We start from the raw sequence: 19719 nt of genomic DNA on the forward strand, positions 1-19719 counted from the left end.
ATGGAACCGGTGCTGGCAGTCGAACAGCTGGAAACGGAATTTGTTACGAACGGGGGCGTCTTTAAGGCGGTGGACGGCGTAAGCTTCCACGTGCACCAAGGGGAGACGCTCGGCGTTGTCGGCGAATCGGGCTGCGGCAAAAGCGTCACTTCCTTGTCCATCATGGGGCTTCTCCCGAAGAAAATCGGCCGGGTGAAGGGCGGACGCATTCAGTTCCATGGGAACGACCTGCTGCAAGTCCCGGAAAAGAAAATGAGGTCCATTCGCGGCAACCGGATCGCGATGATCTTCCAGGAGCCGATGACCTCGCTCAATCCGGTGTTCCGGATCGGCGATCAACTGGCCGAGTCCATCCAGCTTCATAAGAAGCTGAAGCGCAAGGAAGCGATGCGGCATGCCGTCGACATGCTGCGCAAGGTCGGCATTCCGCATCCCGAGTCGGTGGCGCAGGAATATCCGCACCAGCTCTCGGGCGGGATGCGCCAGCGGGTCATGATCGCGATGGCGATGTCCTGCAATCCGGAGGTGCTGATCGCGGATGAGCCGACGACAGCGCTTGACGTGACCATACAAGCGCAAATTTTGGATTTGATGCGGCAGCTGCAGGAGGAAGAGAAGACGTCCATCCTGCTCATTACCCACGACCTCGGGGTTGTCGCCGAGATGTGCCACCGCGTCGTCGTCATGTACGCGGGGCAGGTCGTGGAAGAGGCGGATGTGGACACGCTCTTCGAATCGCCGCAGCATCCGTATACGCAGGGGCTGCTGGCCTCGCTGCCGCAGCTTGCCGGGGAGCAGGAGCGGCTGGAGTCGATACCCGGCACCGTGCCGAGTCCGCTGCAGATGCCGCCGGGCTGCCGCTTCGCCCCGCGCTGCAAATACCGGACGGAAGCATGCGATCAGGCTCAGCCCGCGCTGACGGACCTGGGCGGCGGGCACCGCTGCCGGTGTCTGCTCGTCGAGAAGGGGGTGGCGCGATGACGGCATTGCTGCAAGTTCGCAATCTGAAAAAGCATTATCCGATTCGCAAAGGGCTGCTGAATAAGCAGGTCGGCTCCGTGAAATCGGTGGATGGCTTGAACTTCGATATCTATGAAGGCGAGACCTTCGGCATCGTCGGTGAATCCGGCTGCGGCAAGTCGACGACAGGCCGCTCCGTCTTGCGCCTGATTGAACCGACGGAAGGCGAAGTCTGGTTCCAGGGACGCAATATTATGGCTCTCTCTCCGAAGGAGCTGCGCCTGCTGCGCCCCGAGATGAGCATGATCTTCCAGGATCCGTACGCGTCGCTGAATCCGCGCTGGACCGTTCAGCGCATCCTGGAGGAGCCGCTGCAGACGCATCAATCGACGATGCGGTCCTCGGATCGGAAGCAGCGCGTGCAGGAACTGATGGAGCGGGTAGGACTGTCCGCATTTCAAGCGAACCGATTTCCGCATGAATTTTCGGGCGGCCAGCGGCAGCGCGTCGGCATCGCCCGCGCCCTGGCGCTCAACCCGAAGTTCATCGTCTGCGACGAGCCGGTCTCGGCGCTGGACGTATCGATTCAGTCGCAGGTGCTTAACCTGATGCAGGATTTGCAAGAGCAAGAGAAGCTGACCTATATGTTCATTTCTCATGATTTATCGGTCGTGAAGTTCCTGTGCACGCGGGTCGGCGTCATGTATCTTGGCAAAATGGTCGAGCTGGCGCCGAAGCGGAAGCTGTATGCGAATCCGCTCCATCCTTATACGAAGGCGCTCATGTCGGCGGTGCCTGTACCGAACCCGAAGGCGAAGAAGGAGCGCATCGTCTTGTCCGGCGAAGTGCCGAGCGCCAAAAATCCGCCGCAAGGCTGCGCCTTCCATCTTCGCTGCCCGATTGCGTCGGAGCGCTGCCGCACCGTCCAGCCGGAATGGCGGGAGGCGGATGAAGGGCATTGGGTGGCCTGCCATCATATCTAAGGCAGGCCCGTCTAAGGCAGGTCGGGCGAGGCAAACAGGTTGCGCTGCAATGTAACTATGATATCGACAACTATGACATCGAGCGGAAAGGAAGAGAGAATCATGGCTTTACTGCAAACGTTGCGAATCTATGAAGCGGTAGACAATGCATTTACATCCGGCGAGGCGGTGAAGGAGCTGTTCAAGCCTTATCCGCTGGCTGACGTGAGCGTCCAGCGGGTTCATGGCGAGAAGGGATTTACGGATTTCATCCGCATCCTTATCCCGGGGACGGAAGGCAAGCACGGAGGCGGACAAGCGCCGAGCTTCGGCATCGTAGGCCGGCTGGGCGGCTTGGGCGCCCGGCCGCAGCGCATCGGGCTCGTCTCCGATGGCGACGGCGCGATTGCGGCGCTGTCGGCCGCATTGAAGCTGGCCGACATGAGCGTGAAGGGCGACCGGTTACAAGGGGATGTATACATTACGACCCACATCTGCCCGGACGCGCCTACCTTGCCGCATGAGCCGGTCGATTTCATGGATTCGCCCGTGGATATTGCAACGATGAACGAATACGAGGTGCTGGACGAGATGGAAGCGGTGTTGTCCATCGATACGACCAAAGGCAACCGCGTCATCAATCATAAAGGAATCGCCATTTCCCCGACGGTGAAGGAAGGCTATATCTTGCGCGTCAGCGATGATCTGCTTCGCATCATGGAGATGACGACCGGACAGCTTCCGGTCACGTTCCCGGTGACGATGCAGGACATTACGCCGTACGGCAACGGACTCTATCATATTAACAGCATCCTGCAGCCTTGCGTCACGACCGCTGCGCCGGTCGTCGGCGTCGCGATTACCGCGCAATCGACAGTGCCCGGCTGCGGGACAGGGGCAAGTCATGAAGTCGATATCGCGCTCGCCGCGCGCTTCGCGGTGGAAGTCGCCAAGGAATTCACGAATGGAGTCTGTTCCTTCTATAATAAGGAGGAGTTCGAGCATATGCTTAACCTGTATGGGCCGATGAATGCGCTGCAGACGTTGGGAAAAACGGTGCAAGCTTAACCCTGCGAGGTCATTCGCCGTGTGGCTTAAGGCCCCGCCGCAAGAGAGAAAGGAGGCAGCCGGGATGGAACGAAGCGACAGCCGGCAACGCGTTACAATAGGTCTCATTACGATAGGACAAGCGCCGCGAACGGATGTGCAGCCATTGATTGAGCGCTGGCTGGCGCCTTGTGCGGATGTCATCCAGCTTGGCGTGCTCGATGGCATGGCGGTGGCGGAGATCGAGCGCGAGCTTGGCCCGCAACAGGGCGAATTCGTCCTGACGACACGGCTGGCCGACGGCGAAGCCGTCGTCTTGTCCGCGGCCAAAACGGAATTAGCAATGCAGCGCTTGATTGACGAGTGCGAGCGGCAGGGCTGCCAAGTGATCATTCTGCTCTGCACCGGCGCCTTCCGGCATCTTGCCGCTGAACGGGCTTTATTGATTGAACCGGAACGGATACTGACGCCCGCGATTGCGAAGCTGGCCGGCGGGACGCAGATTGGACTGATCATTCCGCTCGCGGAGCAAGCGGAGGAGATGCGCCAGAAATGGGGCGCGTTCGGCGCGTCGATTACGACGGCAGCCGCTTCTCCCTACACGGCGACGCGGGAGCGGCTTGCGGCCGCCGCACAGGAACTGAGAGCTGCCGGCGCCGGAATTATCGTGCTCGATTGCATGGGATACACGTTAGAACATCAACAGATCGCCAGAGAGGCGAGCGGATGCTTCGCGCTGCTGTCGAGCAGCTTGCTGTTCAAGCTGATAACAGAATTGTGTGAGTAAAGGTTAGAACGATGGCAATTTAACAGATGATAACCGCCTGTTGCTTGCGGATGCAAGCAGCGGGCGGTTTTTAAGTTTTGGCCGGCCTTTACCTGCTCTGAGGCCGCTATTTTTGGAGAGGATGTACCTCCTTCTCCCGCCCTTAGCTTCACTATCCCATCGGTTCAGACTGATCGGGCAGTGCGTGATAACTACACTTCTAAGTATAGGTTGCAAGGCATCCCTATCCTGCTGCCATAATGGGAGCGTTGAAGCTCCCGCCGCTGGGAGATCGGAGAGCCCTCGGCAACTTCTGAACGAATGGGAGAGTGGATATAAGGAAGAAAACAGCGCCTGTACCCGGTGCTGAGTCGATGGGATAGTGTGCCTAAGGCCTAAGGAGAGAAGGACTGAAGCATGAAATTGCACCCTTGGCTCTGCCCGAACATTTGACTCTGCCCCCGTAGAACAACAAGGGACGTTCCCCTAATCATGTTACAGGGTAAGATGGGGCAACTCGAAGGGCAAGAAGGGCAGCAGGGAACATTGGGACGTAAAGACCGCGGCGGGCAAAGATGCGGAAGAGAGAGGTGGCAGTGAAATCCTGCAAAAGCGCAGGATTTTTCGTGATTTGAGCGCTATTTGATGAAATTCCTGCATAAGCGCATCAATTTTCCTAATTTTCAATGGAAATCCATTGTTATGGCTAAAATTCCTGCAGTTTTGCAGGAACCCCGGTAACGGAGTAAACGTCACAAGGAAAAACTGCATTCTCGCAGTTTTTTCGGCAAGTCGAGTCTGTGATAAGAAAGTTCGGCAAATCGAGCTGTAAGAAGAAGGGGGGGCTGTCGCCCTGCAGCTGCAAACTACTTTATGGGACAGCCCCTAGAAGATGCGTTCAAGTTATGGCGTCCACCAGTTGCCGGAGACGACGATCAGGCTGAGCAGGCGGATGCTGTTGCCGAAGTAAGTGTCGCCGTTGGTCGACTTCGAGGTCGTGTTGCTCCATAAGGAATTGAGCCATGCCTGATTGCTGGAATCGATCATGGCGCTGACGGCGAACGGAGTGGAGAACGGAAGATCATAGTAGGACACGAGCGGGCTGCCGTTCAGCTTATATCCCGCGCGGATATTCGCCGGATTGCTGCTGGTGCTGCTCTTGATCCAGCTATTCAGCTTCGTGAGCTGCGCCTTGGCGCGGGTATCTCCCGTCAAAATGTAGTCGGTCGCGATTCTCCAAGGCGTCCGGCTGGAGTTGTAATAGTAGTTGCCGTCATTCGGCGTCTCCAGGTAGGTTCCGACGGCCGGTTTATAGCCGCTGGATTCTTTGGTTGCGAAATCAGGCATCAGTCCGGTTGAACTCGAATATCCGGAGAACAGCTGCTGAATGATGGTGTAGGTCTGGTTCAGCACATTGTCCCAACGCGAATCTCCGGTCGCTGCCTTGAAGGCGCGGAGATGATTGAGCATAAAGTCGGACGGCCGCGTTCCTTTGCCCCACTTCGAGTCCGAATCGGACGCCCAGTCTCCGAGCTTCAGATGCCACGATTTCTGGTTGACCTCGCTTTGCATGATGGCGTTGATGAGGTTGACCGCTTCCGCGCGGTAATTGATGCCGCTGGAGCTGCCCCATTGCTTGTCGGCCAGCAGGAGCGCATAGGCCATATCCATGTCGCCGTCGGTGGCGGCATCCGATCCGGCCTCCGTGTTATTCACGATGGCGGAGCCGTTATCGATCTGCTGCCAGGCCATCAGCTTCGAGTTAATCTCGCTCGGGTGCGCCTTGTAGAAGCGGTACAATCCGTCAAAATAGGTTTTTGCATTGGCGTCATGCCCTGCCATATAGGCGGTAATGAGCATGCCGTATCCATTCGCTTCGCTGGTTGTGACGGCATTTGGATACTCGTCATCGGATTCGCCGTTTAAGTTGTAATGAACGAAATATTGATTGCTGACATACGGGTTTTTCTTTAAGTATCGGGCCTTCCATTCGTCGTACAGCCGCTTCACTTCGTTGTCCATCTGGCTCTGGCTCACGTTATTCGGCTTAATGACCCCTGAAGCGTACGATTGGTGCTGCGGGAACGGACGATTGACGGTCGCGGCAGACACCGTCTTCTCGGACATGACCCACAGGGTCTGAACCGAACCGATAAGCAGGGTAAGGCAGAGAAACCATTTTACTGACTTTCGCAATGCGATACGACTCCTTTCAATTTATAAAGTTGAAGCGACTCAATTTTCATACAAGAAAATTAAATCGGTTTCACTTTAACCTATGCCGATGGCGGTAAGTTCATGATTGCAGAATGAGGTATGAGGAAATCCATCTGGGCCCGAGAGGAAAGGGGAAAGTCAAGCAACTCAGACAAATCAGGTAATCATGCATGTCTGAAAATCAGGCGGATCAGATCATCATTTCGAAGCAGGCAATTGCGGTCATGTATGAAAATATAAGCGATTTAACCTTTTGGGGCCGAAAACAAGAGCGTGCATGAATCAGGAGGCATTTTTTTCAATTATAATACGGGCCCGGGCAAAAAGAAAAGAGAAATTTAAAGCGCTTACAGACCCTTAAAAATGTTACGCTTTTTTCCGAAATTGCGTCCGAAAAAACCAAGATTAACGACATAAATCCCTAAATTTTGAAAAAACGATTTCATGTTATAGAATATAATGGAAAATGTTTGTATAATTAAGGAGGAATTGAATTCCTTCTCCGAAGGAAGCTGTTATGATGACAACACCGATTTTGTATATGGTTGTTCCTTGCTATAACGAAGAGGCGGTGCTTCCCCTCACGATGCAGACCTTGACCGGCGTCCTGTCCCGCTTGGTTCAGGACCGCGTCGTCTCCGCCGAGAGCCGGATATTGCTGGTCGATGACGGCAGCAGAGATGCGACCTGGCTGACCATCGTACAGGAGCGGGAACGGAATCACTGGATTGCCGGATTGAAGCTGTCCCGCAATGCCGGGCATCAGAAGGCGCTGCTCGCCGGGCTGATGTATGCCAAAAATTTTGCCGATTGCGTCGTCTCCCTTGACGCCGATCTGCAGGACGATGTCGCCGTCGTGAGGCAATTCGTCGAGCAGTTCCGCGACGGCTGCGATATTGTGTATGGCGTAAGGGACAACCGGGATAACGATACGTATTTCAAGCGGTGGAGCGCCGAATTTTTCTATAAGCTGATGCGGCGGATGGGCATTCCGCTTGTCTACAATCATGCCGATTACCGGCTGATGAGCCGCCGTGCTCTCGACTACCTGAGCCAGTTCCCCGAGTCCAATCTGTTCCTGCGCGGCATCGTGCCGCTTATCGGCTTCCCGTCTTCCGTCGTGCCTTACCGGAGACTGGAGCGGGCAGCGGGCGTGACCAAGTATCCGCTCCGCAAAATGCTGTCGTTCGCCTGGGACGGCATTACGTCATTCAGCATGAAGCCGATGCGGTTCGTCACCACCCTTGGCTTCGTCAGCCTGGGCGCAAGCGCGCTGGCGGGCCTCTACGCCCTCCTGTCCAAGCTGCTGGGACAGACCGTATCCGGATGGACCTCCCTAATGCTGTCCGTATGGTTCGTCGGAAGCGTTCAATTGCTCGGCCTGGGGGTGGTCGGGGAATACATCGGCAAGATCTATTCCGAGGTCAAGCGGCGTCCGCCTTACATTATTGAGCAGGTGCTGGCGGACAAGCCCGTGATCGAGCAGCCGATCCGGGCATATGGAACGGGGTGGGCGGAGTGAGCGGCGCGAAGCTGGCCGTACGGGGCGGCGACCGCCTGTTCGGCCGCTATGCCGCCGTCGGAGCCGTGAACACGCTGGTCGGGCTCGGCACGGCGTATGTGCTGCTGTATGCCGGATGGAGCCATTTTCATGCGACATTCGCGGGCAATTCGGTCGGCGTAGGGATGAGCTATATTTTGAACCGCCGCTATACGTTCCGCTACCAGGGGCAATGGCTGGCAAGCTTGCTCCGGTTCATCGCCATCGCGCTGCTCTGCTACGCGCTGGCGTATCAGGCGCTGCATCCGGCCATGTCTGCCCTGGCAGCCCTCCTGCTGCCCGCTTGGGCCTCGCCTTGGGAGCCGTATGCGGCCATATTGGGGGAAGCGGCGATCTATACCGCCGCCTCGTTCCGGCTTCACCGGGGCATCACATTCGCCCGGACCAGCGGCGGGGAGGACGACACCCCGCCTATCGAAGCCGGCGTCAAATAGCAAGCAAGCATAGCGATTTCCACACGGGAGAGTGATTCATGCATGAAGCAGAAAGACTGGGTAACGTGGGGAGCCATGGGAATAGGCGCGCTTATTCTCATCGTAATTCTGTTCATTCCCCCGTTCATCGGAGTCGCGAACAACGGCGACTTCGAACGGATTGTGGGCAGCGGCGGCATTGCTCCGCTGAGCGACAAGTTCACCTATGAACAAAAATATTTCGGATACAGCCACTCGCGCCATGACTACGGCCCCTTCTCCTTGAACTATTGGTCATCTCAAGCACTGTTCGTCTTCCTGGCCGGGCTGCTCGGGCGGGCATGGAGTTCCGCTTCGTTCCCGCTGGAAGCGATGGGAGCGATCTATGCCGCCCTGCTGCTGGCGGTGCTGTTCCTTATTGTCCGGCATGCCTGTTCCGGACAGCGCTGGCTGCAGTTGACCGTCGCGCTCTGCCTGCTGTTTGTCTTCTTCGATATTGGCTATGTGGCGTATTTTCAATCTTTTTTCGGCGAGCCGGTCTCCCTTATCTTCCTGCTGCTCGCATCCGGAACGTCCTTCGTGTTAGCGTCGCGGCGCAAGCCTTCCATCGGCTGGCTCGTTCTGTTCTTCGTCTCCATCCTGATTCTATCCGCATCCAAGCTGCAGAATGCGCCGATCGGCCTTATCTTCATCCTCTTCGCCTTCCGGATCTACCAGAAGCGTCCGGAGTGGAGCTGGAGAAGCACGGTTATTGCCGGCTCGGCCTCGATACTGGCCGTGTCCGTATTGATGTATGCCAATGCGCCGCAGGAGCTGAAGCAGATTAACCTGTACCAGACGATATTTTACGGAATATTGAAAGACTCGCCTCATGTGGAGCAAGATCTGACAGAGTTGGGCATCCCGGAGAAATTCGCCCCGCTCGCCGGAACGAATTACTTCCAGAAGGATGTGCCGATCCGGCAGGACGATCCGGAATTGACGGAGCATGTCTATTCCCGGCTCGGACATGTCGATGTGGCCGCATACTATCTGCGCCACCCCGGGCGGATGATCGATAAGCTGGAGGCCGCCTCCTCTCAGGCCGCAATGATACGGCCGTACTACCTGGGCAATTACGAGCAAGAGGCCGGCAAGCCTCGGGGCGCTTTGTCTTATACATACAGCGTGTGGAGCGAGACGAAGAAGGACTTGCTCCCGCAGCGCTTCGCTTTTTATCTCGTTTTTTTCCTTCTATATATAGGTGTGGCGCTCAGGGAGTACACCCGCAGACGATACGCGAAGCATGTGGTCGACGCGGCGTTGATCATCGGCTTCGTTGCGATTATCGCGGTGGCGGTGCCGCTGGTGGGGGACGGCGAGGCGGATTTGGGCAAGCATTTGTTCCTGTTCAACGTCAGCTTCGACATGATGATGATCGTATCGGTCGTCTGGGTGATAGCCCAGATTCGCAGAATCTTCGACCGATCCCCCGAATTGCATTGATGAAGTGCAGACGATATGACGATAAGGGCCGTATGCACCCGCCGGCATATGACCTTGTTCCTAGCGAATCATTCAAAAATAAGGATATTGTAGATGGGACAGCCGGTAACGCCGGCCACATCTACAGATGAAGGGGGCATAGCCTATGAACCTTGACGTGAGAGACATCGCCCGCCATCCATTCACTGGTGTCATGTGGAAGACCGTGTCCGAGGATTGCAATCTGGCATGCGACTACTGCTACTACAGCTCATGCCAGGGACGGCCCGGCCACACGATTCAGCGGATTGACGACGATATGCTGGACACGTTCATCCGTCAATGGATGGAGCAATCGCAGGGGGTGGCCTCATTTGCCTGGCAAGGAGGGGAACCGCTGCTCGCCGGCAAGCCCTTCTTCGAGCAGGTCGTCCGGCTGCAGGCGGCCTATGCGCCGCCGCGCACGGTGATCAGCAATGCGCTGCAGACGAACGGCACCCTGCTCGATGCGGAGTGGGCGGCCTTTTTCAAGCAATATGCCTTCCTGATCGGCGTCAGTCTGGACGGTCCGCAGCCGATTCACGACAAGCATCGCGTCACCGGATCGGGAGCCGGCTCCTACCAAGCCGTCATGCGCGGAATCGAACATTTGCGCAAGGCAGGCGTGGACTATAATATATTGACCGTCATCCACGAGGACAATGTGGGCGAGGCGGCCGCGCTGATGGATTTCTTCGCGGCGGAGCGGTTTACGCATGTTCAGTTCATACCGTGCATGGATTTCCGCTCTCAGAACGTGGACGCGCCCGGCATCTATACGATCACGCCGGAGCTGTACGGACAATTTCTATGTGAAGCTTTCGATAAATGGTACAACGGTGGGGAGCCGCTTTTCTCCGTCCGCATGTTCGACAATGTCCTTCAGGCCGAATTGGGCCTGGAGCCGGAAATGTGCACTCATCGCGAATCCTGCCCCTCGGCGCTCGTGCTGGAGCCGAACGGGGATGCCTATCCGTGCGATTTCTTCCTGCACGACCGCTACCGGCTCGGCAACGTCGGCACCGACCGGCTGGCCTCCTTGTCCCGCCATCCGAGCTGGCGGCAATTCCATCAGATGAAGAAGGATGTGCCGGACGCTTGCCGCGCATGCGAATATTGGCGCTACTGCCATGGCGGCTGCCCCCGCAACCGGATCGGCCGGGACGGCTTATGGGAAGGCCATACCGACTATTTCTGCGAGAGCTACCGGATGCTGTACGCGCATGCAGGGGAGCGCATTGCCACGCTCGGCCGGAAGATCCGCCTGCAGGAGCTGCTGCGGCTCCGGGGGAGCGGCCGCCCGCTGCCCGGCCGCAATCAACCTTGCGTATGCGGCAGCGGACGCAAGTTCAAGCAATGCTGCGGGCCGCTGCTCCCATAGCGTGCCCGCATTTTCAAGTACAAGAGGCGATGCCCGGATGGCATCGCCTCCTATGTATGTTACCACTTGATCCACAAGTCGCCTTTCCAGGTGAACACCTTGCCCCAGCGCTGGTTATTCCCGTCGTAGCGAACCTCTGACACGTTCACCGTCTGCGGGGAGAGCGCGCCTGCCTTGCGGCCATTGACTTGATCATACAACGCAGTCTTCTCCGTCAGCTTCGCCTTCTGCTTCTCCTGGCTTGGGGAGATGACCCAGGCCTTGCCCTTGTAAGTGTGAAGCTGATACCAGACGAACCCGGAGTCGTCGACATCTTCATTGATTACGTTTACGGTCTGGCGGCTGAGCACTCCAAGCCGCTCGCCGTTAACTTTATCGTAGAAAACCGTTTTGTCGGGCAGGTCGATCGTCTTGTAGGAAGCGTTCGGATCCTTGAAGTAGCCGTATCCGATCCAGGTCAATGCTCTGTGCCAGGTCCGGTTGTCTTTATCCACGACCGATTCTTCAATATTGACGATCTGGGGCCCCAGTGCCCCCATCCGCTTCCCGCCCGGAAACGTGTAGAACGGGACGGACTCATCGAGATCGACTTGCTTCGTCGGCTTCCCGACCGTCCCTTGAACCGCGTGTCCCTCAGAATCCGCGGCCCATGCCGCTGTCGCCGAGAAGGCACTTAGGGCTGAGGCCAATGCCAATATTGCCGATAATTTCTTCATCATTGAATTCTCCTCTCTCATGGTTATACAATGGTATGGTTTACAGCGATGAGATATACGGGCCGCCGTCTATCTCACACTTGCTTGTACACTATGTAACCGTGGGCAATTCGATTTGAAACAGGGCCTTCCCGCTGGTTAAATAGTAGGAGAGGGAGGAGATTGCATGAAAAAAAGATGGAAATGGCTGGGGAGAACGATTGCCTTCCTGATCTTATTCGTGATTATCGCAAGCGTTGCTGTCATATTCTATATTCGGCCGGCAGACAAGATTGGGTGGCCTGGCCACGTCGAGGTATCGATCCTCGGCAAGCTGGAGCAGATGGTGAAGAACCGTTCCTTGTCCTTGGAGCTGAATGAGGACGAGATCAATGCGCTGGCGGTTCAAGGGATGCAGAAGACAGAGCCGTACCGATCGTATATGAAATTGTGGAAGCTGGACGGCATGCGGATTCATCTGCAGCCGGGCGGCCTCGAGGCGCAGGTGCAGATGGAGCCGTTCCCGGGCATCCGGGCCGAAGCGAACATTCTCTATGATATGGAATGGAACCCGGAGCAGCAGACCGTGCGTGCGATTCCGCAGTCGGTGCGCATGAAGGGCTGGGAGATTCCGGAGTCGTGGCTGAACCTGAAGCCGATGGAATTCCCGATCGCGACAGAACTGCCGGATTGGGTGAAGGTCAAGAAGTTCGACTTCTACGCCGACGGCTGGGTAATGAAGCTGGGGCTGTCCTTGACCAGGTAGACATACCCGCGCGCCATCCAATGAAGGCGTCCTCGAATGCATCACTTGCCTGCACTGGATAACTGTTCCCGAATTGGGCAGTAATAAAAACGCAGGGGACCGGCAAACGGCTGCTCCAGCGATTTGAACCAGGACAGAGGAGTGATGTAGATGACAGTCGGATGGTGGGTAGCTCTTCACGCCATCGTTATGCTCGGCCTGGTGGCGCTGCTGTACCGCATGCAGCGCAAGCATGTCTCTTTTACGAAGCGGGTATTCGCGGGTCTTGGTCTCGGAATTGTATACGGGGCAGTGCTGCAGTCGCTTCATGGCCCGAACAGCGCCATTGTGGAGCAGGCGGCCGACTGGTTCGAGATCGTCGGTGTCGGCTATGTGCGGCTGCTGCAAATGGTCATCATGCCGCTCATTATCGTATCGATCATCTCCGCCATCATTCATGTGAAGGCCAAGGCGGGGGTAGGCAAGATGAGCGCCTCCATCATCGGCATCTTGATCGGCACGACAGCCGTGGCCGCCGTTGTCGGCATCGTCACGGCCCTCGTCTTTCAGTTGTCCTCGTTCGAGATTGAAGCGGGCAAGGAGGAGATTGAGCGCGGCAATTATTTGGACAGCAAGCTGGGGGAAGTCAGCGAGATGACGCTGCCGCAGCAAATTATTGAATTCATTCCGGCCAATCCGTTCCTTGATATGACGGGAGAGCGGCGGACCTCGACGATCGCCGTCGTCATCTTCGCGGCCTTCGTCGGCGTCGCCGCGCTTGGCGTGATGCGCAAGAAGCCGGACACAGGGGCCGCTTTCATGACCATCATCGACGCGCTGCATGCCGTCGTCATGCGGATGGTAACGTTAGTGCTGAGGCTGACCCCTTATGGCGTGCTGACGCTGATGGCCGTCGTGGTCGCCACGACGGCGCCCTCGGAAATATGGAAGCTGGGGAAATTCGTCATCGCTTCATATGTGGCGATCGTCATCATGTTCTGTCTGCATCTGCTGCTCATGGCGCTGTCCGGCATCTCGCCGATCCGGTATGTGACCGGGGCGCTGCCGGCGCTCGTCTTCGCGTTCACCTCCCGCACCAGCGCAGGCTCGATTCCGATCAACGTCGAGATGCAGGTCAATCGGCTCGGTGTGCCGGAGAGCTTCGCCAACTTCAGCGCCTCGTTCGGCGCCTCGATGGGGCAGAACGGCTGCGCCGGCATCTATCCGGCGATGCTGGCCGTCATGATCGCCCCGAGCGCCGGCATCGATCCGTACAACCTTGGATTTCTGCTGCAATTGGTTGCGGTCGTGGCCATCAGCTCATTCGGCGTCGCCGGGGTCGGGGGAGGAGCGACCTTCGCCGCGCTGATCGTGCTGTCCTCGATGAACTTGCCGGTCGCGCTGGCGGGACTCCTGATTAGCGTCGAGCCGCTGATTGACATGGGGCGGACGGCCTTGAACGTGAACGGCTCGATGACCGCGGGCGTCCTGTCCTCCCGCTGGCTCGGCCAATGGAACCGGAAGCGGTTCAATGAGGAGCGCCAGCCGCATCGCGAGGACATATAGCGGATGATCCCCATGGAAAATATGAACAAGCTTTCACACCTTTTTGCCCGCAAATGCGATACAATACAAAGGACGCCTTCTTCGTCGGAAGGCGTCCTTTGTTGCATTGCAGGGCAGATGCGGACTGCATGCTGCAAGGGCTATGGCGTTCTTCGTCCCGTGAACAGGGAGATGATGAACAGAATCAGGAACAGGAAGAACAGGATTTTGGCAATGGATGCCGCGGCCTCCACAATGCCGAAAAACCCGAATATCCCGGCTATGATCGCGATAATTAAAAAGATGACGGACCATCTTAACATCGGTTTCCACTCCTTTGGCTGGTTAATGGGTCTGATGAATGCATGGATGCTCACCGGCCGGTGGATCCAGTGTGAAGTTAAGGATGAATAACCGGTCTCCACTTGGAATGAAACAACTAAAGATAACTGTTTCAGAAGCGGGGCAGACGGGTACTAAATGGATGATTTCATGGCAACATGCACATCCGTTTTGCAAATAGATGATTGGGTTCACATTTATACAGAGAGAGAAAGGCGGAGATGTTATGCTCGTTGAAATCAGCGCGCTGATCGCGGCGCTGGCCTTTGCCGTATTGGTCGTCTTCCTGATTCAGACGCTGCGGTCGGCCAAGCAGTCGCTCGACAAGGCGTCAAGAACGCTGGAGGATGTGCAGCAGACCGTACATATGCTGAGCGGGGATCTGCAGGCGATCGCGCGGAATGCCAATCACATGACCGAGGAATTGCAGGGACAATTGAAGAAGATTGAGCCTGTGGCCGATTCGGTCCAGAATGCCGGAGAAGCCTTGAATGAATTGACGCTGGCCGCGAAGCAAATCTCGGTCGGCTTCGTCAGCGGCGTCCGCAAAGCGGCGAGCCGCTTCGAGAAGAAGCGCCAGGACGGGCCGGCACCGGGAAGCCAGCCGGCGAACACGGTCGGCTCTTATGCGGACAGCCCGGCTCCAGGCGGACAAGCCGCTTCTCCGGTGCAGGACGGAGCGACCGGAGCAAGCGCCGCTTCCGCGCTGCCGCTCGCGCCCGCAGCCGCAGAGCACCCGCAACCGGGAGCGCCGGCGAAGCAGGGCGGGGACGATTGGAAGGCCTGGGTCGATCTCGGGATTCGCGCATGGCAGCTGTGGAGACAACGAAGCTAGTTATCCAGCCGGACTAACGGTTACGTTAGCCGGCTTTTCCGATCTGAACGGGAACGCGACTGGATCCTGTACCATAAAAAGGGGTGCGAAAGCAGCATCGTTTCCGTTATATTGGAAGGTAGAGATTTGTAAGTGTTCGGGCAGTGGAATGCTGTCGATTGAGGGGAGGAGAAGGATGTTGAACGTACTTGTTGTCGACGATAATCCGACCAATGTCATGCTGATTCGGGAGATCCTTCGCAAGGCGGGCTATACGGGGGTGCAGTCTGCCGCTTCCGCGCGGGAAATGTACGAGGTGCTAGGCCTGGAAGGACCGGTAGGTCCGCTCTATGTGCCGGACATTGATCTCATTTTGCTGGATATGATGATGCCCGAGATTGACGGGCTGGAAGCGTGCCGGACCATTCAGCAGTATTCCGAGCTGCGGGATATTCCGATCATTATCGTGACGGCGATCGGAGATTCGCATATGCTGGCCGAGGCGCTGGACGCGGGAGCGGCCGACTACGTGACGAAGCCGATTAACCGCATCGAGCTGCTCGCCCGTATCCGGCTGGCCCTCCGCTTGAAGCAGGAGAAGGACTGGCATAAGGAACGCGACCGCCATATCCGGGAGGAGCTGCGGCTCGCCGCCCGGGTGCAGACCTCGGTGCTGACGGAGCCGCTCTCCGATGAGCGGATTACGATAGATGCCCTCTATCAGCCGTCCGAGGAGCTGGCTGGAGACCTGTACGCCTGGTTCAAGCTGGGAGAAGGCCGGTACGGCATCATGATTATCGACATGATGGGGCATGGCGTCTCCTCCGCGCTGCTGTGCATGTTCATCGCCTCGGTCCTGAGGGACGCGGTGGTGCAGACCGAGCAGCCGGACATGGTGCTGAAGCGGTTGAACACGAAGTTCCACCAGCTTCATATGAACGGGAATCTGATGCTGTATTATATGACGGCGCTCTATGTCGTCGTGGATACGAATGAACGCACGATCCAATATGCCAATGCGGGCCACCCGCCGGGAATCGTCATGATGGAGGACGGCCGGATGGTGACGCTGGAGTCGACAGGCTATCCTGTCGGCATGTTCCCCGATCTGGAAGTGGATACCCATGCGCTGAGATTCGACTCGCGGGCGAGAATCGCGCTGTATACCGATGGGCTGCTGGAATCGGCAGGGGCAACCGTGGAGAGCGCGATGGAGCGGATAGGAACGCTGCTGACGCAGGAGCAGTCCTTGAAGAGCCGAGCCTGGGACGAACTGCTCCACCCGCCGGGAGAAGAGAGCGAGGACGACAAATGCCTCGTATGGGTCGATATTCATTAGACAGAGGGGGAGCAGGCGTTGAAGCTGCGAACGAAGCTCATCATCGGCTATGTCATGTTCATGATCATCATACTCGCATTGGGCTGGTATTCGTTTGCCCGGATGGGCGGCCTGAAGCAAGACCTGGATCATTTCTACCGGGACAGCTTCCAGAAGGTTGAACTGGCGCTGTCGACGCGGGATGATGCCAATGCGATTGCCCGTGACCTGGTGACCGAACTGCTCAATCCGGACAAAGCGGATCAGAGCGGCAGAGAAGTGCTGGATAAGGTCGACGGCTACAAGGAGCGGATTAACCGCTCCCTGGAAGAGCTGACCCGGAAAGCGGCCAAGGCCGAGGAGAAGCAGATGGTGGAGGCGGCGCTTCACGATTGGGGCCGCTATGACCAATTCGTGACCGATGCGATTCGGTTGAGCATGGAGAACGAGTATGAGCAGGCGAACCAGATGCGCAATGAATACGGGCTTGATTATCAGAACTATTTGCTGAACAGCCTGGGCGATCTCGCCCGCTACCATGAAGCGATGATGGATGATCAGGTGACGGCCGCAACCGATACGTATGAAGCTGCCCTCACTTGGACGGCGGCCATTATGCTGCTCGGCATTCTCGTCACCGCTGCGGTCACGCTGTGGGTCATTCCGAGCGTCACGCGCAATCTGAACACGATGTCGGTCATGATGCGGAGCCTGGCCCGCGGACGGATGCGCGTCATTCAGAAGCTGGAGCCGCATACGAATGATGAGATCGGGGAAGTCATCCACGTCTTCAAGCAGATGGCCGAGGACATCGAGAGACGGAAGCGGAGCGAGGAGCAGTTCCGCTTGGTACAGGAGGAACAAGCCTGGATGGACGCCAATATCGCTCGCGTGACGGAGCTGTTGAACGGCGCGGCGACCTTGAATCAGGTCGGGGAGACGTTCGTGAGCGAATTCGTGCCGACGCTTGGCGCGCAATACGGGGCGCTGTATATCCGGGATGACCTGAAGAACCCGGACTGGCTTCATCTGTGCGGCGCCTATGCGGCCAACGGCAGTCTTCAGGCCGAGACGGGCTTCCGCGTCGGCGAAGGCTTGGTCGGGCAGTGCGCGCATGACGAGAAGCCGATCTATATTCATGATGTGAAAAACAGCTCGCTGCGCATCCAGAGCGGGATATGCGACACGGCGCCGGTAGAGCTCGTTGTCTATCCGATCATTTTCGAATCTACGGTTATCGCCGTGCTGGAGCTGGCATCTGTGTCGCCGCTGGCGAAGAAGGAGCAGCAACTGCTCGAGCAGCTGGCGGACCAACTGGGCGTCATTATCCACTCGATATCCGGACGGCTGCGGGTCGAGGAATTGCTGCGCGAGTCACAGACGCTGACGGAGGAGCTGCAGTGCCAATCCGAGGAGCTGCTGACGCAGCAAGAAGAGATGCGGCGCTCGAACGAGCATCTGGAAGCCCAGACCGAGGCGTTGAAGCGGTCGGAGGAGATGCTGCAGCGCCAGCAGGAGGAGCTGGAACACTACAATACGGAACTGATCGCGAAGACGCGCGCGCTGGAAGAGCAGATGCTGGCCACGCAGGAAAAGAACGAGGAACTGGAGGCGGCCCGCAAGGAGATGGAGCGTCAGGCGCTGCAGCTAGCGCTCGCTTCCAAGTACAAATCGGAATTCCTGGCGAACATGTCGCATGAATTGCGGACGCCGCTGAACAGTCTGCTCGTCCTGTCCCAGCTGCTCTCCGAGAACAAGGAGGGCAATCTGCAGCAGAAGCAGATCGAGTATGCGCGCACGATTCATATGTCCGGATCGGATCTGTTGAAAATGATTGACGAGATTTTGGACTTGTCCAAAGTCGATGCGGGCAAAATGCACCTGAACTATGAAAAGGTGCATTTGTCGGAGCTGACAGCCTATATCCGCGACAGCTTCTCCGAGATCGCTTCGCAAAAAGGCCTCCGGCTTGAAGTCCATATGGATGAGAATGTGCCGGACAGCCTGGTGACCGACGGGCACCGGGTGATGCAGATCATCCGCAACCTGATGTCCAATGCGGTCAAATTCACGAACCGCGGAAGCGTCGCCTTCCATATCGGAATGGCGGCGGAGGAAGAGATACCGGCCCATATCCGCAAGGAGGGAATGCCTTACTTCGCGATGCGGGTGAAGGATACCGGAATCGGAATTCCGGAGGAGAAGCAGGATCTGATCTTCGAAGCGTTCCAGCAGCTGGACGGCACGACAAGCCGGAAGTACGGCGGTGCCGGGCTGGGGTTGTCCATCAGCCGGGAACTGGCCCGTCTGCTGGGCGGAACGCTTTCGGTGGAGAGCAAGGAGGACGAGGGCAGCACCTTCACCTTCTATTTGCCGGTTCAAGCGACCAGGCAGCCGGAAGCAATGGAGGGCAGCGCCCGCCTCATCGAACAATGGAATGAGAAGGCGATGGCGTCTGCGGCGGCGGAGCCATCCGCAGCGGAGCCGGGAGAGGAGCCGCGTGACGATGAGCCGGCGGCTTCGCCCGATCGCACGTGGAAGAAGTCCCATCTGGAGTGGGACAACGCGGTGATGCATGAGGTCGCCGCAGCCGCGGAGCAGAAGCGGGAACGGGTATGCCCGCTGGAACGGAAGAAGCTGCTCATTGTGGAAGACGACGGCCCGCAGATGCAGTCGCTGATCGCGCTCATCGAGGGCGCCGATGTGGAAGTGCATGCCGTCTCGACCGGCACGGAGGCGCTGAAGTCGCTGGCAGACACGAAGTACGACGGCATGGTGCTGGATCTGCTGCTGCCTGACATGAACGGATTCGAGCTGCTGGACAGCATGGGCGCTCATGCGGAGTTGAGCAAGGTTCCAGTCATTGTATATACGGGCAAGCTGCTGGATAAGAAGGAAGAGCTGGAGCTGAAGAAGCGCGCGCGGAGCATCATCATCAAGGATGTGAAGTCGCCGGAGCGGCTGCTTCAGGAGACGATGCTGCTGCTGAACCGGTCCGGAGAAGAGGAAGCGGGGGCGCGCGCGAGCGGGCATGCCTCGAATGATCAGCTCCTTGCAGGCAAGCGCATCCTGCTCGTCGATGACGATGTGCGCAACGTGTTCGCTCTGTCCAGCGTGCTGGAGCAGTACGATATGGACATCGTCTATGCGGAGAATGGCAGAGAAGCCATCGAGGCGTTGACTGGGGATCCGGAGCATTTTGACCTGGTCCTGATGGATATGATGATGCCGGAAATGGACGGCTACGAGGCGATGCGCCTCATTCGGGAGATGCCTGCGTTCGAGAAGCTCCCGATCATTGCCCTGACCGCCAAGGCGATGAAGGAAGACCGCAACAAATGCATTGAAGCCGGGGCTTCCGACTATGTGAGCAAGCCGTTCCAGACCGAACAGCTGCTCTCGCTAATGCGGGTCTGGCTGTACAAGTAGACGGGATTACCTTCTCAAGAT

The 19719-nt window shown here is 57.6% G+C and carries 16 protein-coding genes; 13 read left to right on the plus strand and 3 right to left on the minus strand.

The window, feature by feature from the left end; genetic code table 11:
* The 4 genes from NNL35_RS08560 to NNL35_RS08575 all read left to right on the plus strand — a co-directional run bounded on the left by NNL35_RS08560 (position 1) and on the right by NNL35_RS08575 (position 3756).
* The gene (locus NNL35_RS08560) at positions 1–981 is read left to right on the plus strand and encodes an ABC transporter ATP-binding protein (RefSeq protein WP_006677162.1); all 981 of its coding nucleotides are present in this window, start codon (positions 1–3) and stop codon (positions 979–981) included.
* Entirely contained in the window at positions 978–1943 is a 966-nt protein-coding gene (locus NNL35_RS08565) for an ABC transporter ATP-binding protein (RefSeq protein ID WP_006677161.1), read from the plus strand. The genes NNL35_RS08560 and NNL35_RS08565 overlap by 4 nt, the downstream gene beginning before the upstream one ends.
* Before the next feature lie 102 nt (positions 1944–2045).
* Positions 2046–2990 (plus strand): DUF1177 domain-containing protein, encoded by a 945-nt coding sequence (locus tag NNL35_RS08570; protein ID WP_006677160.1) that lies wholly within the window; start codon positions 2046–2048, stop codon positions 2988–2990.
* 64 nt (positions 2991–3054) lie between these two features.
* Positions 3055–3756, plus strand: a complete 702-nt coding sequence (locus NNL35_RS08575) for an AroM family protein (protein ID WP_006677159.1) — start codon at positions 3055–3057, stop codon at positions 3754–3756.
* Between the two features lie 882 nt (positions 3757–4638).
* Here the strand turns inward: NNL35_RS08575 and NNL35_RS08580 are convergent.
* Positions 4639–5931, minus strand: a complete 1293-nt coding sequence (locus NNL35_RS08580; RefSeq protein WP_254553311.1) for a family 8 glycosyl hydrolase — start codon at positions 5929–5931, stop codon at positions 4639–4641.
* 541 nt (positions 5932–6472) lie between these two features.
* Here NNL35_RS08580 and NNL35_RS08585 point away from each other — a divergent pair.
* The 4 genes from NNL35_RS08585 (at position 6473) to NNL35_RS08600 (ending at position 10810) form a co-directional block, all read left to right on the plus strand.
* Positions 6473–7474, plus strand: coding sequence for a glycosyltransferase family 2 protein (locus NNL35_RS08585; RefSeq protein ID WP_254553312.1), 1002 nt, complete (start codon positions 6473–6475; stop codon positions 7472–7474).
* Positions 7471–7947, plus strand: a complete 477-nt coding sequence (locus NNL35_RS08590) for a GtrA family protein (protein ID WP_006677156.1) — start codon at positions 7471–7473, stop codon at positions 7945–7947. Before NNL35_RS08585 ends, NNL35_RS08590 begins: the two co-directional genes overlap by 4 nt.
* A 42-nt stretch (positions 7948–7989) precedes the next feature.
* Positions 7990–9411 (plus strand): glycan biosynthesis hexose transferase WsfD, encoded by a 1422-nt coding sequence (wsfD, locus tag NNL35_RS08595; RefSeq protein ID WP_006677155.1) that lies wholly within the window; start codon positions 7990–7992, stop codon positions 9409–9411.
* A 145-nt stretch (positions 9412–9556) separates the two neighbouring features.
* Positions 9557–10810 (plus strand): anaerobic sulfatase maturase, encoded by a 1254-nt coding sequence (locus NNL35_RS08600; protein ID WP_006677154.1) that lies wholly within the window; start codon positions 9557–9559, stop codon positions 10808–10810.
* Positions 10811–10869: 59 nt separating this feature from the next.
* Here the strand turns inward: NNL35_RS08600 and NNL35_RS08605 are convergent, their stop codons facing one another.
* A complete protein-coding gene (locus tag NNL35_RS08605) occupies positions 10870–11526 on the minus strand; it encodes a hypothetical protein (protein WP_006677153.1) in 657 nt (218 codons plus the stop codon).
* Positions 11527–11692: 166 nt separating this feature from the next.
* Between NNL35_RS08605 and NNL35_RS08610 the strand changes: the two genes are divergently transcribed.
* Both NNL35_RS08610 and NNL35_RS08615 read left to right on the plus strand, forming a co-directional pair.
* Positions 11693–12271: a hypothetical protein gene (locus NNL35_RS08610; protein WP_006677152.1), complete on the plus strand. Its 579-nt coding sequence runs from the start codon at positions 11693–11695 to the stop codon at positions 12269–12271.
* A gap of 150 nt (positions 12272–12421) precedes the next feature.
* The gene (locus NNL35_RS08615; protein ID WP_006677151.1) at positions 12422–13816 is read left to right on the plus strand and encodes an L-cystine transporter; all 1395 of its coding nucleotides are present in this window, start codon (positions 12422–12424) and stop codon (positions 13814–13816) included.
* A gap of 140 nt (positions 13817–13956) precedes the next feature.
* Here NNL35_RS08615 and NNL35_RS08620 read toward each other — a convergent pair whose 3' ends face one another.
* Positions 13957–14118 carry a DUF1328 family protein gene (locus tag NNL35_RS08620; RefSeq protein ID WP_006677150.1) on the minus strand — a complete coding sequence of 54 codons (162 nt, stop codon included), beginning with the start codon at positions 14116–14118 and terminating at the stop codon, positions 13957–13959.
* Between the two features lie 245 nt (positions 14119–14363).
* Here NNL35_RS08620 and NNL35_RS08625 point away from each other — a divergent pair, with 245 nt between their 5' ends.
* From NNL35_RS08625 to NNL35_RS08635, 3 genes are all read left to right on the plus strand, one after another.
* Positions 14364–14972 carry a DUF948 domain-containing protein gene (locus tag NNL35_RS08625; protein WP_006677149.1) on the plus strand — a complete coding sequence of 203 codons (609 nt, stop codon included), beginning with the start codon at positions 14364–14366 and terminating at the stop codon, positions 14970–14972.
* A gap of 178 nt (positions 14973–15150) precedes the next feature.
* Positions 15151–16290 carry a PP2C family protein-serine/threonine phosphatase gene (locus NNL35_RS08630; RefSeq protein WP_040731430.1) on the plus strand — a complete coding sequence of 380 codons (1140 nt, stop codon included), beginning with the start codon at positions 15151–15153 and terminating at the stop codon, positions 16288–16290.
* Positions 16291–16308: 18 nt separating this feature from the next.
* Positions 16309–19698: a response regulator gene (locus NNL35_RS08635; protein ID WP_006677147.1), complete on the plus strand. Its 3390-nt coding sequence runs from the start codon at positions 16309–16311 to the stop codon at positions 19696–19698.
* Positions 19699–19719: the final 21 nt, after the last annotated feature.

Source organism: Paenibacillus dendritiformis, assembly GCF_945605565.1.
In the GTDB taxonomy this organism is placed as follows: Bacteria; Bacillota; Bacilli; order Paenibacillales; family Paenibacillaceae; genus Paenibacillus_B; species Paenibacillus_B dendritiformis_A.

Excerpts from the sequence above, each read along its gene's own strand:
- NNL35_RS08625 (WP_006677149.1), top strand. The coding sequence starts at position 14,364 with ATGCTCGTTGAAATCAGCGCGCTGATCGCGGCGCTGGCCTTTGCCGTA.
- NNL35_RS08560 (WP_006677162.1), top strand. The coding sequence starts at position 1 with ATGGAACCGGTGCTGGCAGTCGAACAGCTGGAAACGGAATTTGTTACG.
- NNL35_RS08585 (WP_254553312.1), top strand. The coding sequence starts at position 6,473 with ATGACAACACCGATTTTGTATATGGTTGTTCCTTGCTATAACGAAGAG.
- wsfD (WP_006677155.1), top strand. The coding sequence starts at position 7,990 with ATGAAGCAGAAAGACTGGGTAACGTGGGGAGCCATGGGAATAGGCGCG.
- NNL35_RS08600 (WP_006677154.1), top strand. The coding sequence starts at position 9,557 with ATGAACCTTGACGTGAGAGACATCGCCCGCCATCCATTCACTGGTGTC.
- NNL35_RS08620 (WP_006677150.1), bottom strand. The coding sequence starts at position 14,118 with ATGTTAAGATGGTCCGTCATCTTTTTAATTATCGCGATCATAGCCGGG.
- NNL35_RS08615 (WP_006677151.1), top strand. The coding sequence starts at position 12,422 with ATGACAGTCGGATGGTGGGTAGCTCTTCACGCCATCGTTATGCTCGGC.
- NNL35_RS08610 (WP_006677152.1), top strand. The coding sequence starts at position 11,693 with ATGAAAAAAAGATGGAAATGGCTGGGGAGAACGATTGCCTTCCTGATC.
- NNL35_RS08575 (WP_006677159.1), top strand. The coding sequence starts at position 3,055 with ATGGAACGAAGCGACAGCCGGCAACGCGTTACAATAGGTCTCATTACG.
- NNL35_RS08605 (WP_006677153.1), bottom strand. The coding sequence starts at position 11,526 with ATGAAGAAATTATCGGCAATATTGGCATTGGCCTCAGCCCTAAGTGCC.
- NNL35_RS08570 (WP_006677160.1), top strand. The coding sequence starts at position 2,046 with ATGGCTTTACTGCAAACGTTGCGAATCTATGAAGCGGTAGACAATGCA.
- NNL35_RS08565 (WP_006677161.1), top strand. The coding sequence starts at position 978 with ATGACGGCATTGCTGCAAGTTCGCAATCTGAAAAAGCATTATCCGATT.